The sequence below is a fragment of the Jatrophihabitans sp. genome, from assembly GCF_051960575.1.
Classification (GTDB): Bacteria; Actinomycetota; Actinomycetes; order Mycobacteriales; family Jatrophihabitantaceae; genus JBQCEE01.
Genome location: NZ_JBQCEE010000366.1, coordinates 18,149 through 33,667 on the forward strand (window position 1 = coordinate 18,149; position 15,519 = coordinate 33,667).

The 15,519-nt window shown below is 72.6% G+C and carries 14 protein-coding genes and 2 pseudogenes; 8 read left to right on the forward strand and 8 right to left on the reverse strand.

The genetic code is table 11. The annotated features are described in order from the left end of the window. The first annotated feature begins 252 nt into the window (after positions 1-252). Entirely contained in the window at positions 253-2,091 is a 1,839-nt protein-coding gene (locus tag ACTHMS_RS20390) for an acyl-CoA dehydrogenase (RefSeq protein WP_440308495.1), read from the forward strand. Positions 2,092-2,155: 64 nt separating this feature from the next. Continuing rightward, entirely contained in the window at positions 2,156-2,992 is an 837-nt protein-coding gene (locus ACTHMS_RS20395; protein ID WP_440308496.1) for a tyrosine-protein phosphatase, read from the forward strand. Between the two features lie 19 nt (positions 2,993-3,011). On the opposite strand, the gene ACTHMS_RS20400 is transcribed toward ACTHMS_RS20395, so the two are convergent. Next, complete coding sequence (locus ACTHMS_RS20400) at positions 3,012-3,932, reverse strand: LysR family transcriptional regulator (protein ID WP_440308497.1); 921 nt, start codon at positions 3,930-3,932, stop codon at positions 3,012-3,014. A 71-nt stretch (positions 3,933-4,003) separates the two neighbouring features. On the opposite strand from ACTHMS_RS20400, the pseudogene ACTHMS_RS20405 reads away from it, so the two are divergent. After that, a pseudogene (locus tag ACTHMS_RS20405) lies at positions 4,004-4,906 on the forward strand (EamA family transporter); the annotation flags it as partial. Between the two features lie 39 nt (positions 4,907-4,945). Here the strand turns inward: ACTHMS_RS20405 and ACTHMS_RS20410 are convergent. The 4 genes and pseudogenes from ACTHMS_RS20410 to ACTHMS_RS20425 all read right to left on the reverse strand — a co-directional run. Beyond that, a pseudogene (locus ACTHMS_RS20410) lies at positions 4,946-5,746 on the reverse strand (NAD(P)-dependent oxidoreductase); the annotation flags it as partial. A 52-nt stretch (positions 5,747-5,798) separates the two neighbouring features. After that, entirely contained in the window at positions 5,799-6,143 is a 345-nt protein-coding gene (locus tag ACTHMS_RS20415) for an STAS domain-containing protein (protein WP_440308498.1), read from the reverse strand. A gap of 105 nt (positions 6,144-6,248) precedes the next feature. Continuing rightward, a complete protein-coding gene (locus tag ACTHMS_RS20420) occupies positions 6,249-7,622 on the reverse strand; it encodes a glycosyltransferase 87 family protein (RefSeq protein WP_440308499.1) in 1,374 nt (457 codons plus the stop codon). Continuing rightward, entirely contained in the window at positions 7,615-8,643 is a 1,029-nt protein-coding gene (locus tag ACTHMS_RS20425) for an NAD-dependent epimerase/dehydratase family protein (protein WP_440308500.1), read from the reverse strand. Before ACTHMS_RS20425 ends, ACTHMS_RS20420 begins: the two co-directional genes overlap by 8 nt. Before the next feature lie 131 nt (positions 8,644-8,774). Here ACTHMS_RS20425 and ACTHMS_RS20430 point away from each other — a divergent pair, with 131 nt between their 5' ends. The 3 genes from ACTHMS_RS20430 to ACTHMS_RS20440 are packed head-to-tail and all read left to right on the forward strand — an operon-like array spanning position 8,775 to position 11,699. Then, a complete protein-coding gene (locus ACTHMS_RS20430; protein WP_440308501.1) occupies positions 8,775-10,001 on the forward strand; it encodes an outer membrane protein assembly factor BamB family protein in 1,227 nt (408 codons plus the stop codon). Between the two features lie 52 nt (positions 10,002-10,053). Continuing rightward, positions 10,054-11,232, forward strand: a complete 1,179-nt coding sequence (locus ACTHMS_RS20435) for a molybdopterin-dependent oxidoreductase (protein ID WP_440308502.1) — start codon at positions 10,054-10,056, stop codon at positions 11,230-11,232. Next, positions 11,232-11,699, forward strand: a complete 468-nt coding sequence (locus ACTHMS_RS20440) for a hypothetical protein (RefSeq protein ID WP_440308503.1) — start codon at positions 11,232-11,234, stop codon at positions 11,697-11,699. The genes ACTHMS_RS20435 and ACTHMS_RS20440 overlap by 1 nt, the downstream gene beginning before the upstream one ends. On the opposite strand, the gene ACTHMS_RS20445 is transcribed toward ACTHMS_RS20440, so the two are convergent. From ACTHMS_RS20445 to ACTHMS_RS20455, 3 genes are read right to left on the reverse strand one after another with little or no spacing between them, the layout of a single operon-like run. After that, positions 11,639-12,268, reverse strand: a complete 630-nt coding sequence (locus tag ACTHMS_RS20445) for a class I SAM-dependent methyltransferase (protein ID WP_440308504.1) — start codon at positions 12,266-12,268, stop codon at positions 11,639-11,641. The two genes, ACTHMS_RS20440 and ACTHMS_RS20445, sit on opposite strands and share 61 nt — an antisense overlap. Next, complete coding sequence (locus tag ACTHMS_RS20450) at positions 12,268-12,909, reverse strand: TIGR04282 family arsenosugar biosynthesis glycosyltransferase (RefSeq protein WP_440308505.1); 642 nt, start codon at positions 12,907-12,909, stop codon at positions 12,268-12,270. The genes ACTHMS_RS20445 and ACTHMS_RS20450 overlap by 1 nt, the downstream gene beginning before the upstream one ends. Further along, positions 12,906-13,571 (reverse strand): glycosyltransferase family 2 protein, encoded by a 666-nt coding sequence (locus tag ACTHMS_RS20455; RefSeq protein ID WP_440308506.1) that lies wholly within the window; start codon positions 13,569-13,571, stop codon positions 12,906-12,908. Before ACTHMS_RS20455 ends, ACTHMS_RS20450 begins: the two co-directional genes overlap by 4 nt. A gap of 102 nt (positions 13,572-13,673) precedes the next feature. On the opposite strand from ACTHMS_RS20455, the gene ACTHMS_RS20460 reads away from it, so the two are divergent. Together ACTHMS_RS20460 and ACTHMS_RS20465 are read left to right on the forward strand one after the other, a co-directional pair. Further along, positions 13,674-14,357, forward strand: coding sequence for a response regulator transcription factor (locus ACTHMS_RS20460; protein ID WP_440308507.1), 684 nt, complete (start codon positions 13,674-13,676; stop codon positions 14,355-14,357). After that, the gene (locus ACTHMS_RS20465; protein WP_440308508.1) at positions 14,354-15,505 is read left to right on the forward strand and encodes a sensor histidine kinase; all 1,152 of its coding nucleotides are present in this window, start codon (positions 14,354-14,356) and stop codon (positions 15,503-15,505) included. Before ACTHMS_RS20460 ends, ACTHMS_RS20465 begins: the two co-directional genes overlap by 4 nt. The last annotated feature ends 14 nt before the right edge of the window (positions 15,506-15,519 follow it).

Sequence of the window (15,519 nt, forward strand, 5' to 3'; positions counted from 1 at the left end):
CCGGCTGCGTGGGGCGACGGTGCGGGGGTCGCGGCGGCGTGTCCGCCCGCAGGATCGCCATACACCGCTGGCCCGGCGGGGTGACCGGCGGTCCCTCATGCGGCGCGACGGGCGGTCGATGAGGAGTCACCGGTCACGCCGAAGCTGTCCTTGTTGCGGAGGTTACCGGCGAGTAATACAGTGATGTTACTGACGGGTAACCTCTGCTCGAGGCGCCATGCGCACGGGCAAGATCGCTGGGAGACGCAGCACATGGGCCACTACAAGAGCAACGTGCGCGACATCGAGTTCAACCTCTTCGAGGTGCTCGGCACCGACAAGGTGCTCGGCGCGAAGCCGTTCGACGACCTCGACGTCGACACCGCCAAGGGCATCGTCGAGGAGGTCGCGAAGCTGGCCGAGGGGCCGCTCGCCGAGTCCTTCGCCGACGCCGACCGGAACCCGCCGGTCTTCGACCCGGACACCCACACCGTCCGGCTCAACGAGGGCTTCAAGAAGTCCTTCAAGACGCTGTACGACAGCGAGTGGTGGCGGCTCGAGACCATCCCCGAGCTCGGTGGCCAGCTGGTGCCCCGCACGCTCGTCTGGGCCGTCGCCGAGCAGGTGCTCGGCTCGAACCCCGCGATCCACATGTACATGGCGGGCGCGCCGTTCGCCGGCATCTTGTGGAAGAACGGCAACGACGAGCAGAAGAAGATGGCCCAGCGCATGATCGACCGCGGCTGGGGCGCGACGATGGTGCTCACCGAGCCGGACGCGGGTTCGGACGTCGGCGCGGGCCGCACCAAGGCCGTGCAGCAGCCCGACGGCAGCTGGCACATCGAGGGCGTCAAGCGCTTCATCACCTCGGCCGTCAACGACATGGTCGAGAACGTCGTCCACCTCGTGCTCGCGCGTCCCGAGGGTGCCGGCCCCGGCACCAAGGGGCTCTCGCTGTTCGTCGTGCCCGAGTGGCACTTCGACGTCGAGACCGGTGAGCTCGGCGAGCGCAACGGCGTCTTCGTCACCAACGTCGAGCACAAGATGGGCCTCAAGGCCTCGACGACGTGCGAGGTGCGCTTCGGCGAGATCGACAACATCCCGGCCAAGGGCTGGCTCGTCGGTGACGTGCACGACGGCATCGCGCAGATGTTCCAGGTCATCGAGCACGCCCGCATGATGGTCGGCACGAAGGCCATCTCGACGCTCTCGACCGGCTACCTCAACGCGCTCGAGTACGCGAAGACCCGCGTGCAGTCGGCCGACCTGACCCAGGCCTCGGACAAGACCGCCCCGCGCGTCACGATCATCAACCACCCGGACGTGCGCCGCAGCCTCATGCTGAACAAGGCCTACGCCGAGGGCTTCCGCGCGCTGGTCTACTACACCGCGTCCTTCCAGGACAAGATCATCATCGGTGAGGCGACCGGCGAGGACACCGAGCTGGCCGAGGCGATCAACGACCTGCTGCTGCCGATCGTCAAGGGCGCCGGCTCCGAGCGGTCGTACGACCAGCTCGCCCAGGCGCTGCAGACCTTCGGCGGCTCGGGGTACCTGCAGGACTACCCGCTCGAGCAGTACATCCGTGACGCCAAGATCGACACGCTGTACGAGGGCACCACCGCGATCCAGGGTCAGGACTTCTTCTTCCGCAAGATCGTGAAGAACAAGGGCGCTGCGCTCGGTGCGCTGTCGAACGAGATCACCGAGTTCGTCGAGTCGCTCGCGGACGAGGGCCGGCTCAAGGAGGAGGCGGCCGCGCTCAAGAAGGCGGTCGACGACTTCGGCGGCATCGTCGCGGCGATGTTCGGCCAGCTGATGAGCGGCCAGGAGGACGTGCGCAACGTCTACAAGGTCGGCCTGAACACCACCCGCCTGCTGCTGTCGGCCGGTGACCTCATGGTCGGGTACCTGCTGCTGCGCCAGGCCGCGGTCGCGCTCAAGCGTCTCGACGAGAACGGCCTGTCGGCCGCCGACCGTGCCTTCTACGAGGGCAAGCCGGCCGTCGCCCGGTTCTTCGCGCAGACGGTGCTGCCGGAGCTCGCCGCCCGCAAGCTCGTCGCCGAGACGACCGACAACTCGATCATGGACCTGCCCGAGGCAGCGTTCTGAGTCGTTCATCCCAGCGTCGAAGGCCCGTCCCCTGTGGGACGGGCCTTCGTGCTTGAGTGGGGTGATGGACCTCGTGAACGACGTGCGCTGGATCGAGCTGGACGGCGCGGCGAACGTGCGTGACCTGGGCGGCACGCCCACTGCGGACGGCGGCCGTATCGCCGACGACCGGCTCATCCGCGCCGACAACCTGCAGGGCCTGTCCGAGCGCGACGTGCGCCGGCTCGTCGACGAGCACGGGGTCCGCGCCGTCGCCGACCTGCGGAGCGACGTCGAGGTCGCCGCCGAGGGCCCCGGCCCGATGACGCGCGAGCCGCTCGTGTGCATCGAGCACCTGTCGCTGTTCCCCGAGTCGGGACACAACACCGACGCGGCCGCGGATGACGATGACGATGACGATGCGCCGGTCGTGCTGCCGTGGCAGCAGCGCGACGCGCAGCTCGACGAGACGCCCGACGAGGCCGAACGGCGTGGCGCGTCCGGGATCTATCTGCGGTACCTGGACGACCGGGCCGACTCGATCCTCGCGGCGCTGCGGCTCGTCGCCCACAGCGAGGGCGCGACGATCGTGCACTGCGCCGCGGGCAAGGACCGCACCGGCACCGTGATCGCCCTCGCGCTCGCCGAGGTCGGGGTGCCGCGGGACGAGATCGCGGCCGACTACGCCCGCTCGGCCGAGCGGATCCGCGCGATCTTCGCCCGGCTCGCCGGCTCGCGCACGTACGCCGAGGACATCGCCCAGAGCGACATCGACCGGCACGCGCCCAAGCCGCAGACGATGCACCGCTGGCTCGACGCGATGGACCACCTCCACGGCGGCGTCCCGGCCTGGTTGCGCGAGCACGGCTGGACCGACGACGACGCCGCGGCCCTGCGCCGCAAGCTGCTCGACCCGCGCTGACCCCCACGCCGCGCTGCAGTCAGCCCGGCCGGAAGTCGGCGACGATACTGCGGGCGACGGCGCGCAGATGGCGCAGCACCCTGGTGACGACGACCCGCTCGGCACGGTCGGCACGCACCAGCGCGTCGATCTCGCGGCCGGCCCGCACGCCCTCGAGCGGCCGCAGGGCGAAGCGGGTGCCGCCCCGGTGGTCGGCCGTGTAGCGGGGCAGCAGGGCGATGCCGTGCCCGGCGGCCACGAGCGCCTCGGTGACGTCGAAGTCGTTGATGCGGTGGCGGACGGACAGCGGCGCGCCCGACCGCTCGGCGATCGTTCGCACGACGTCGGCGACGGGGAACTCGTCGCGCACGGTGATCCACGGTTCGCCGGCGAGGTCGGCGGGACGCAGGGTGCGGCGCCCGGCGAGCGGGTGACCCGGCGGCAGGGCGATGTCGAGCGGCTCGCGCAGCAGGTGCACGACGCGCACGCCCGCGCCGCCCCAGGTGTAGCCGCGGTCGGGACGGTGGCCGAGCACGATGTCGTACTCGCCCGTGAGCGGCACGAAGTCGGTCTGCGCGACGTCCTCCTCACCGCAGACCAGCTCGATGCCGTCGTCGGCGGCCACAGCGGTGAGCAGGGCGGGCAGGAACATCTTCCCGGCGCTCTGGAACGCAGCGATGCGGACGGTGCCGGTGGGCCTCCGGGCGAACCGGGTGACTGCTGCGGCAGCGCGTTCGAGCGCGACGGCCACCTCGACGGCACTGCGGGCGAGTTCGTGGCCCGCTGGCGTGACCCGGATACCGCGGCCGACCCGCTCGACGAGAGGTGTGCCGACGCTCGTCTCGAGCGCCTTGAGCTGCTGCGAGACGGCCGACGGCGTGCAGTGCAGCGCCTTGGCGGCACCGGTGACGCTGCCCTGCTCGGCGACCTCGCGCAGCACGGCCAGCTGATGCGCATCCATGTAGCGACGCTACAACGAGAATGAAGAAGTATTCGCTGGTGCTACAGCATGCCCGGATCGATCCTGAACGCGTGAACCTGCGCGATCGCCTGCTCGCCGTGGCCGTCGCCGCGTGCTGGGGCGTCAACTTCCCCGCGACGCACGTGGCGCTCGAACACTTCCCGCCACTGTTCCTGGTGGCCGTGCGGTTCGCCCTGCTCGCCGTGCCGACGATGCTGCTGGTGCCGCGTCCGGCGGTGCCGCTGCGGTGGCTCGTCGGCTACGGCATCGGCTTCGGCATCCTGCAGTTCGCCTTCCTCTACCTCGGCATGCAGCACGGCATGCCCAGCGGACTCGCCTCGCTGGTGCTGCAGTCGTCGGCCCCGTTCACCGTCGTCCTGGGTGCGGTGCTGCTGCGCGAGCGGCTCAGCCGCCGCCAGGTGATCGGCGTGGCCGTCGCCGCCGCCGGGCTGATCGGCATCGCCCTGCACCGCTCGCTGCACGCCGGCCTGGTGCCGCTGGTGCTGACGCTGTGCGGTGGTCTCGGCTGGGCGTTCGGCAACCTCGCCAGCCGGCAGGCCCGGCCGCCGAAGCCGCTGCACCTGACCCTCTGGATGTCGGTCGTGCCGCCCGTGCCGATGTTCCTGCTGTCGGTGCTCGTCGAGGGTCCGCCCGCGCAGTGGCACGCGATCGCGACGCTCGGCAGTGGCAGCGGGCCGCGCGCGTGTGCCGCGCTGCTCTACGTCGTGGTGGTCGCCACCGTGTTCGGGTCGGGTGCCTGGACGTCGCTGATGAGCCGTCACCCCGCAGGCGTGGTCGCGCCGTTCTCGATGCTCGTGCCGGTCTTCGGGCTCACCAGCTCATGGCTGCTGCTCGGCGAGCGCGCCGACTCCGTCGAACTGCTCTGCGGCGCCGTCGTCATCGTCGGTGTGCTGTCCGGCGTCGCCACGCCGCGACTGCGCCGTCCGCTGCTCCAGCGCGCGGACGACCGCGGCCATGTCCTCGCCGCCGAACCCGAGCGCGCTGGTCTCGGCATAGAGCCGGTCGGCGACGGCTGCGAGGGGGGCGGCGATGCCGTGCTCGCGCGCTGCCCGGACGACGAACGAGCTGTTCTTGTGGACGTCGTCGATGGCGGCCTGCGCGGCGAACTCGCGATCGCGCAGCTTCGCACCCTTGACGGCGGCGATCGGGCTGCCCAGCTGCCCTGAGTCGACGATGTCGACGAAGGTGGCGAGGTCGAGCCCGTGCTCGGCGGCGAAGTGCGCGGCCTCGGCGAGCGCGGCGACGGTGACGACGAGGTAGTCGTTGACGGCGAGTTTCATGCGCAGCGCGTCGCCGGGCACCGTGCCGCAGGTGAACGAGCGGCGGCACATGGGACGCAGCACCTCGGTGAGCCCGCCGACCTCGTCGGGCGGCCCGGCCCGCATCGCGACGAGTTCGCCGCGCTGGGCCGGCACGGTCGACCCGGAGACCGGCGCCTCGACGTAGACACCGCCCGCGGCCGTGACGTCGGCTGCGAGACGTTCGGCGTGCGCCGGCATCGTCGTGCCCATGAACACCAGCGTGTGCCCGCGCGCCCTGGCGGCGAAGGCTGGGGTGCCGCGTCCGAGCACCTCGTCGACGGCGTGGTCGTCGGCGAGCATCAGCAGCACCGTGCGGCAGCGGCCGACGACGTCGTCGACCGACGCCGCGACCTCGGCACCGGCGGCCGCCGCGGCGGCGGTGTTCGACCGGGTGCGGCTCCAGACGACCAGCGGCACGCCGCCCGCGAGCAGCCGGTCGACCATCGGCCGACCCATGTGCCCGAGCCCGAGGAAGCCGATCGGTGCGGTCATGCGCGCATCATGACAGCTGACATAGTCGGCGCCAAGCGCCGCGTCGGGAGGATCAGCCGGCCTCGAGCAGCTCGGCCGTGCGGGTCAGACGGAAGACGCGTCGCAGACGGGCGTCGGCGGCCTCGACCTGCAGTCGGCGTCCGCGGGTGTGCAGCACGCGGCGGAACCCCGCCAGGGCGTGCGCGCCCGAGCTGTCGCAGAAGGTGAGCCCGCCGACGTCGATGCGCACGACGGCATCGTCGCGGGACAACGCGTCGTCGAGGACCGCCGACAGGGCCGGGACGCTGGCGAAGTCGAGCTCGCCGTGCAACCGAATCGTGTCCGGCGCCGTCGGGGAGACCGCGGTCGTGAAGTAGCTGATGTCGTGCTCGGTCGGGACGGTGGAGGGTTGCTGCACGGTGGACGCTCCGGCGCTCGTGATGGAGGCCGTCTGCCACGCGACCGGCCGCAACCAGACCGGTGACGACCTGTCCAGTATGCGCCTCCGGCGGACCGGCGTCGTTCATGACCGGACGTGGTCGCCCTCGGGGGTGTCGACGCCGACGCGACCGTCGGCGCGTCGGACCGTGAGCAGCAGCGCCGCGGTGGCGAGCGCGGCGGTCAGGAAGATGGCGCCCGCCGGCAGCGACGTGGGCCGGGTGACGTACGCCAGCATCGGCGCGACGGCGACCGGCAGCCACTGCCACCGCCCCGACATCGCGACCAGCGCCACGAGCAGGCCGCCGTACCAGCCGTAGGACGGCGTGGCCACCAGCAGGGCGACGCCGAACAGGTCTGCAGCGACCACCTCGGGTGGCGCCACGCGGGAACGCCGCCACGACCAGGCCGCGGCGGCCACCAGAGCCAGCGCGCCGACCGCCGTGTCGACCGGGTGCGGCAGCACCGCGCCGAGCAGCCGCAGCCGCGAGCCGGACGCGTAGCCCTCCTCGTGCAAATACCCCGGTAGGTAGCCGATGACCTGCGACCCCACCGCGGCGACGTGCGGCAGGTAGCCGAGCACACCGACGGCGGCCGCGGCGCCCAACACGCGGCCCGGATGTCTGCGCAGCAGCGCCGGCAGCAGCAGCGCGGGGTAGAGCTTGGTCGCGACCGCGGCGCCCACCCACAGCCCGGTGTGGACGGGGCGCCCGCGGCGGGCGCTGAGCAGGCCGCACACCGAGCACAGGCTCGCCGCCCAGTCGACGTGGGCGTTGTTGCCGTACTCGATGACGACGAGCGGGCACCAGGCCCACGCGGCCAGCCGCCATGCGGGCCATGAAAGGCGAACCGCTTCGCGCGCGATCAGCACGGACACGAGCGTCGTCCCGAGCGCCGCCGCGACCTGGAACGGCAGCACCCCGCCGTGGCCGCCGAAGGACAGCAGCCGGACGAGATCGAAGATGCCCTGGCCGACCGGGGGATAGACGGTGTGCACGAGCGGGCGGTTGATCGCGGTGCAGCCGTCCGGGATCGTCCAGGTGCAGGCGGAGTGCGGTCCGAACAGGAGGTCGATCCGCAGCGATCGCAGCTGTGCCGCTGCCGGCGCGTACCGGTAGGGGTCGACGCCGTGGAACTGGACGAGCCCGTCCCAGATGTAGCGGTAGACGTCGTCGGAGGTGCTGAGGCGTCCGGTGATCGCGAGCAGTTGCAGGGCCGCGCCGCCGAGCACGGTCGCGCGCGCGACGGCCGCTGTGGTGGCGACCCGTGCGCGGGCCAGCACCACGAGCAGGCCCGCGTACAGGACGAGGGCGGCGACCGTGAGCACGATCGGCGTCCACCTGTGCTGCGGAACGCGCAGCAGCACGCCGGTCAGCACGGCGTCGGCGGCGAGCAGGCCGCCGACGAGCGCGGACGCCGACACCGGTCGGGCTCGTGTCGGCTCGGCGGTCTCAGTCATGCGCGAGTTCGCCGACGCCCTCGGCGAACCCGACGCGGGCCTCCCAGGCGAGCGCGGTGCGCGCACGGGTCGAGTCGGCTGTCACGTGCCGCACGTCGCCGAGCCGGTAGTCGCCCGTGACGACCGGCTCCGGGCCGTGCACGGCGCTGCTCAGCGCCAGGGCCAGGTCGCCCACGGTGCGCGGCGTGCCCGAGCCGATGTTGAACACCTGCGCGCCGTCGCCCTGGTGGTCGAGTGCGGCGACCGTGGCTGCGGCGACGTCCCTGACGTGGACGAAGTCGCGCCGCTGGGCCCCGTCCTCGTGCACGCGCGGCGGTTCGCCCCGTCGCAGGGACGAGAGGAAGATCGCGGCCACGCCGGCGTACGGGGTGTCGCGTGGCAGACCGGGTCCGTACACGTTGTGGTAGCGCAGCGACGTCACGGCCGACCCTGTCGTGCGTGACCAGACCTCGGCGAGCTGTTCCTGACCGAGCTTGCTGACCGCGTAGGCGTTGCGCGGGTCGGTGACGGCGTCCTCGGTCACGAGCGCGGGTTCGAGGAACCGCCCGCAGTGCGGGCAGGGCGGTTCGAACCGGCCGGCCGCCAGGTCCGTCTCGCGACGCGGCGCCGGGCGGACAGCCCCGTGCTCGGCGCAGCGAGCCAGTCCCTCGCCGTAGACGACCATCGAACTCGCCTGCACCAGCCGCCGGACGCCGGCCTGCGCCATCGCGGCGAGCAGCACCGCGGTGCCGTGGACGTTCGAGTCGGCGTAGTCCGGCAGGTCGTCGATGGCGACACCGAGCCCGACCTTGGCCGCGAGGTGCACGACCGCGTCGACACCGTCGAGCGCGGCGTCCACCGCGCCGCGGTCGCGGACGTCGGCGACACGGAGGTCGGGCAGGCCGCGTCCGCCGGTGCGGCCGTCGCGATGGACGTCCGGTCGCAGCGAGTCCAGCACACGGACCTCGTGGCCGCTCGCCGTCAGGGATGCGAGGACGTGACGGCCGATGAAGCCGGCCCCGCCGGTCAGCAGGACGTGCATGTCGGCCGCGTGGTCACGGATCCTTCGTACCGGCTCGAGGGCCGCTGCGGCGCGGGGCGACCGCGTCCGTCCGAAGTTCGTAACAATTGCGTCCGGGCAGCCGCCCTAGCGTCGGCCCAATGTTCCTCCACATGCGTTGTACCCGCCTGCTGCCGCTGCTCGCGGCCGCCGCGTCGTCCCTGCTCGTGCTGAGCGCCTGCAGCAGCGACACCCCCGTCGGCCTCCAACGGGCCAGTGGCCCGATCAGTGCCGGACTGCCCGGGGTCGGCACCCTGCCGCCGCCCGCGAGCGCGTGGCCCGAAGCCGGTCACGACGCCCGGTACTCGTCGGCGACCACCGCCGTCGGACCCGCGACTGCGCATGTCCGCTGGACGAAACGGCTCGGGGGCCCGATCACGCCCGGGCCGGTGATCGGCATCGACGGCTCGGTGCTCGTCGCGGTCGACACCGGCACCCTCTCGGCCCTCGACCCGCGCGACGGCAGCGTGCGCTGGTCGTACGCGGCCGGCGGCAGCTACGGCACCGGTGATCTGTCGACGAGCCCGGCCGTGCTCGCCGACGGCGAGATCCTCTGGCCCGGCCCGCACGACACGCTGTACGCCCTCTCCGCGTCCGGCAGGCTCCTCTGGACGCAGCGGTTCGACGGCCAGGTGCTCTCGCCCGCGATCGGCGGCGCGCACCGCGTCTACGTCGCCGACATGGCCGGGCAGCTCTCGGCGCTCGAGGTGCTGCCGAACTCGCACCGGCTCGTCTGGACGGTGTCCTTCGGCGGCACCGACTTCTCGAGCCCGAGCATCGCGCCCGACGGCACCGTCTACACCGGTTCCGACAACGACCTCATCGCCGTGCGCGACCTCGGCCCGCACGGCAGCGTCGTCTGGCGCTTCCACACGGCGAAGCAGGTCGAGGTGTCGAACCCGGTCGCGCCCGACGGCACCGTCGTGCTCGGGACGAACAACGCCGACGAGTACGGCATCCGCGCCGACGGCATGGTCGCGTGGCGGCTGCCGATCGGCGACAACACGTACTCGTCGGCGATCGCCCGCTCGGACGGGCTCGCCTACTACGGTGACAACAGCGCGCGGCTGCGCGTGGTCGACACCACGACCGGGCGGCTCGTGCACCTGCTGCAACCGCACACCCGGTCGCACGACTCGATCTGGAGCGAGCCGATCGTCGACGCCCACGGCTCGATCTACTGGGCCACGACCGGGGGGAACGTCTATGGCGTCACGGCGTCGGGGCAACCGATGTGGCAGGCACAGGTGGACGGGGCGGTCGACGACTACCCCGCACTCGGCGCCGACGGCACGCTCTACATCGGCACCTCGAACGGCACCCTCACCGCCTTCGGGTGAGTTCCGAGGCTCGTAAGGATTGCCGCGGGACGCCGCCGGAACACTCGGCAGCGTGAGGATCCGCTCCGCGCTGACGAGCCTGCCGAAGCCCCGACTGCCGGAACAGCCGCCCGCGCTCTGGCCGCGCTTCCGCAACCCGGCGCACACGCCGGCCGTGGCGGCGCGGGTCGGGCGAGTGCTCGGCATCTGCTTCGGCATCTGCTTCGTCACCGGGCTGCTGAGCCGCTACCAGTACCGACCGTGGTCGTGGCTGCCCGAACCGGCGACGCCGGTCTGGGGCTACCGGCTGACGCAGGGCGTGCACGTCATCACCGGCATCGCGGCGATCCCGTTGCTGCTCGTCAAGCTGTGGACGGTCTACCCGCGCCTGTTCGTCTGGCCGCCGGTGCGCAACGTCGTCCACGCGCTCGAGCGGGCGTCGGTCGCCGTCCTCGTCGCCACGAGCCTGCTGCAACTGACCACCGGCTTCCTCGACGTCGTCGAGTGGTATCCGTGGCAGTGGGACTTCGTCCTCGTCCATCGCGAGCTCGCCTTCGTCGCGATCGGCGCGCTGCTCGTGCACATCGCCGTGCAACTGCCGGTGATCCGCGAGGCGCTCGCCGCGCCGCTCGCGGCCGAAGTGACCCCGCTCGAGTCGCCGGCGCAGGGGATCGGCAGACGCGGCCTGCTCGTCGCAGTCGGCATGGCGACCGGCACGGTCGTGCTCACCACGGCCGGTCAGACCGTGTCGCCCCTGCGGGGGGTGGCCTTGCTGGCGCCGCGACGTCCTGAACGTGGACCGTCCGGCGTGCCGATCAACAAGACCGCCGCCCAGGCCGGCGTGCTGGACGCCGCGGCCGACCCGTCATGGCGGCTCACCGTGCGCGGGCGCACCCGGGCGGAGTACACCCTCGCCCGGTTCGAGGCGCTGCCGGCGACGACACGCGTGCTGCCGATGGCCTGTGTCGAGGGCTGGAGCGTCTCGGCGACATGGACCGGACCGCGCCTGCTCGACCTCGTCCGTGCGGTCGGTGGCACGGCCGACTCCGCCGTCCGCGTGACCTCCCTCGAACGGTCGGGCTCGTACCGCACGTCGATCGTCGACGGACCGCAACTCGCGCATGCCCTGCTCGCGACCCACCTCAACGGAGACCGACTCACGATGGACCACGGTTACCCGGTGCGCCTCATCGCGCCCGACCGCGCAGGCGTGCTCAACACCAAGTGGATCACCGACATCGAGGTGCTCTGATGCCGCTGCGTGTGCTGCTCGCCGTCGCCGGTGGCGGGCTCGCCGTGTACGGCGTCATCCGACTGCTCGCCGACGTCACGGCGTCACAACCGTTGTGGTTGCTGGTCTGGCTCGCCGGTGCGCTGATCGTGCACGACGGCGTGATCGCACCCCTGACGCTCGGCCTCGGTGGGTTGCTCGCGCGCGTGCTGCCGACCAGGGGACTGCGCTCGGTGCAGTTCGCGCTGGTCTGGATCGGGCTCATGGCTGCTGTCGCCCTGCCGCTCATCGTCCGGCGGGGCAGTCAGCCCGCGGTCAAGGCGCTGGACGACCAGGACTACCTCGCGAACCTCGCGCTGCTCGCCGTCGTCGCAACAGGTGTTGCAATCCTGGGTTACACCGTGGAAAGCCTGCGTGGTCGGCGAGGTCAGCGGGAGACGGCGACGAACGCGCGACCGTCCACCCGCCACGAGTCGGCGGACGAGTAGCCGGTCTCCTGGGCGAGCATGACGGCGGCGGCAGTCCCGACGCGGGCCCACGCGAACCGCTCACCGGCCCCGGCCCGACCGTGCAACCGCGCGGTGAACTGCTCCATCCCCTCGAGGTCGGGTGCGGTCTCGATCAGCAGCTGCCCGTCGGGGGCGAGCACGTCCCGCAACCGGCGCAGCAGCCGGCCCGGGTCGCCGTTGATCCCCACGTTGCCGTCCATGAGCAGGACGGTGTCCCAGCGCCCCTCGAGGGGCAGCGTCGCGAAGACGTCGCGCCGCAGCGCCAACCCGCCGCCGCGCAGGGAGATGTCGATGGCGGCGTGCGCGATGTCCACGCCGAGCACCAGGTGGCCGCGGCGCGCCAGTGCGATGACGAAGCGCCCCGGGCCGCAGCCGACGTCGAGCGACGCGCCGCGGCAGCGGTCGAGCACGCTGCGATCCGCGGCGTCGGGTGCACCGAGCCAGCGGGCGACGTCCATGTCGAGCGACCGTCCGTCGGCCGTGCTCATCGTCAACTCGCCCGCGCTGACCAGCGCGTGCTCGTAGACCGCCAACGCCTGCGCCTGCATCACGCGACCCGGACGGCGTCGAGCGCGGTGAGCGTCGCGGCGAACCCGGTGTGCGGGGCGAGGTCGGCGACGGCGCGCGCGGTGGGCGCGGTGTCGACGTCGGCGAGCACGTCGAGCAACTGCACGCGCAGGCCCAGGTCGTGCAAGCGACGCAACTGCGTGCTGCCGGTGTCCGAGCGCGACATCGGCACCCCGGTGACGGCGGCGCGGGCCACCCTCGGGTCGCGGAACCCGATGGCCCAGTAGCCGCCGTCGACCGCGAGCCCCAGGCAGGCGTCCGCGGCCCCGTGGTCGAACGCCGCGATGTGTGCGGGCGTGAGCTGCGGCGTGTCCATGCCCACGAGCAGCGCGGGCGCCGCCGGCACCGCGTCGAAGGCGGCGACGAGCCGGACGTCGAGGTCGCCGGACGGTTGACGCGCCAGCCGCCAGCCCGGCCGCAGCCAGCCGTCCTCGGCACCGTCGAAGGCGAGCAGCCGCCGCCGCGGTCGCGCCCGTTCGATCGCGTCCAACGTGTCGGTCAGCGCCGCGGCGGCGAGCGCCGCCGCCTGGTCGCTGGTGAACGGCGGTGTCAGTCGCGTCTTGACGCGTCCCGGCACCGGCCGCTTGGCGAGGACGATGACGGTCGACGGCCGGGCGCTCACGACGCGAGCGCCCGGCGGGCGTCGCGCACGGCGGTGAGGGCGCCACGGGCGGTACCGGTCACCTTCGAACTGCCGCGCCGCGGGTGGTACGACACATCCGCCTGGACGATGCGCCAGCCTTCGTCGGCGGCGCGCACCACCGTCTGCACCGGGTACCCGCTGCGCCGGTCACGAACGTCGAGGTCGAGCAGGTCGCGGCGTCGCGCGACCCGCAGCGGGCCCACGTCACGCAACCGGGTGAGCCCGGTGCGGGCGCGCACCTGCCGCGCGAGCTCGCGGTTCGCGATGCGGGCCCCGACCGGGAAGGCGCCGCGCTGTGAGCCGACGCGGCGGCCGATGACGAGGTCGGCGCCAGGGGCGCCCGCCGCCGGCGCGAGCATCGCGGCCAGTTGCGGTGCATCGCGCGGGTCGAGCGTGGCATCGCAGTCGCAGAAGGCGACGATGTCGGCCGTCGCGGCGAGCAGCCCGGCGTGGCAGGCGGCGCCGTACCCCTGCTGGGCGCACTCGACCACCGTCGCCCCGAGCGATCGGGCGAGCTCGCCCGAGCCGTCGTTCGAGTTGTTGTCGACGACGATCGCGCGCAGCGAGCCGCCGAACCGACCCAGCACCCAGGGCAGTGCGGCAACCTCGTTCCAGCACGGCAGGACGACGTCGAGTTCCACCCCGCCGACGCTAGGGGCGGGCCGTCCTGCGACTTCTTACGAAGCGATGAAGCCGGTGCGCACGCGCGGCGCACGCGCGAGGGGCTCCATACGCTCGGCGGTGTGGCCAGCGTGCTCGTCGTCGAGGACGACACGACCATCAGCCGGGTCGTCGCGACCTACCTCGAGCGCAACGGCCACACGGCCGAGGTGATCGCGGACGGGCGCGTGGCCTACGAGCTGCTGTCGTGGCGCCCGCCCGACCTGGTGATCCTCGACGTCATGCTGCCCGGGATGGACGGCCTGGAGGTGTGTCGTCGCGTCCGGGCGGACGATCGGCGACTGCCCATCGTCATGCTCACCGCCAGGGGCGAGCCCGAGGAACGGATCCTGGGGCTCGAGTGCGGCGCCGACGACTACGTCGCCAAGCCGTTCTCGCCGCGGGAGCTCGTGCTGCGTGTGGAGTCGGTGCTGCGCCGTGCCGCGTCGCGCATCGCGCCCGGCGGCCCGCCGGTGACGGCGGGCGCGGTGACCGTCGACCTCGCCGGGCGCCGCGCCTTCCGGCACGGCGTCGAGCTCGTGCTGACCGTGCGGGAGTTCGAGCTGCTCGCCTTCCTGATCACCCATCCCCGTGTGGCGTTCCGTCGGTCGGAGCTCATGCGCGCGGTGTGGGGTTGGACCTACGGCGACCAGTCGACGGTCACCGTGCACGTGCGTCGCCTCCGGGAGAAGGTGGAGGACGACCCGACCAACCCGACCTTGATCCAGACCGTCTGGGGCGTCGGTTACCTGCTGGAGGCACCGTGAACCTCACCGTCGGGCACGGTCTGGCGACCCTGCTGTACGCGGCGGTCGCGGCGATCGCGATGTGGCTGGTGACGCTGCCCGTCCGGCACCGCTTCCTGGGGTTGTCGATCTCCGTCTCGTTCACCGCGGTCGCGGCCGCCATCGGCGCCTTCGTCGGGGGCGTACGGACGATGCTGCTGCCGGCGGTCAGTACGCCGGCGGTGCTGCTGGTCGCCCTGATCGCCGCGGGCGCCGCCGCAGTGGCGGCAGGTATCGCCGCGCGGCAGCTGCAACGTGACAGCCGCGCCCTGCATCTGGCGCTCGCCGACGTCCGCGAGGGTCGGGTGCCCGCACGGCCGGCCCAGCGCCGCGTCACCGAACTGCACGACGCCCGCACCGCCCTGCACCGAGCCGCGATCGAGCTGGCCGAAGCACGCGAGCGGGAAGCGCTGCTCGAACGCTCACGACGTGAGCTCGTCGCCTGGGTGAGTCACGACCTGCGCACCCCGATCGCCGGGCTTCGCGCGATGGCCGAGGCCCTCGAGGATCGCGTGGCGGACGACCCGGACGCCTACTACAAGCAGATCGGGCTGTCCGTCAACCGTCTCGGCAGCATGGTCGACGACCTCTTCGACCTGTCGCGGATCCAGGCGGGCGCGCTGCCCGTGCCGTCCGACGTGCTCTCGCTCGCCGACATCGTCTCGGACTGCATCGCCGGGCTCGACCCGCTGGCAGGGGCGCGCGAGATCCAGCTCCGGACGCTCATCGCCACGACGGGCGTGGTCATGGGCAACGCCGGCGAGCTCGATCGCGCGATCGGCAACGTGATCGCGAACGCGATCCGTCACACACCGGTGCGAGGCTGCGTCGAGATCGGTGTCAGCGATGCGGTGTCCCGCGGCGGCACCACCGGCTGCGTCCGCGTCACCGTCGGCGATCAGTGCGGCGGCATCGCCGCCGACGTGCTGACCCGGCTGTTCGACGTGGGCTACCGCGCCGAGCGCGCGCGCACCCACGACACGACGAGCCCGGGCAGTGTCGGCCTCGGGCTGGCGATCACGAAAGGGATCGTCGAGGCGCACGGCGGCTCGGTGGACGTGCACAACACCGCGTCCGGTTGCGAGTTCTCGATCCTCGTCCCTCGCGTCGCCGCGCCGCCGCTCAACTGAGGCGGGCTGCTGCC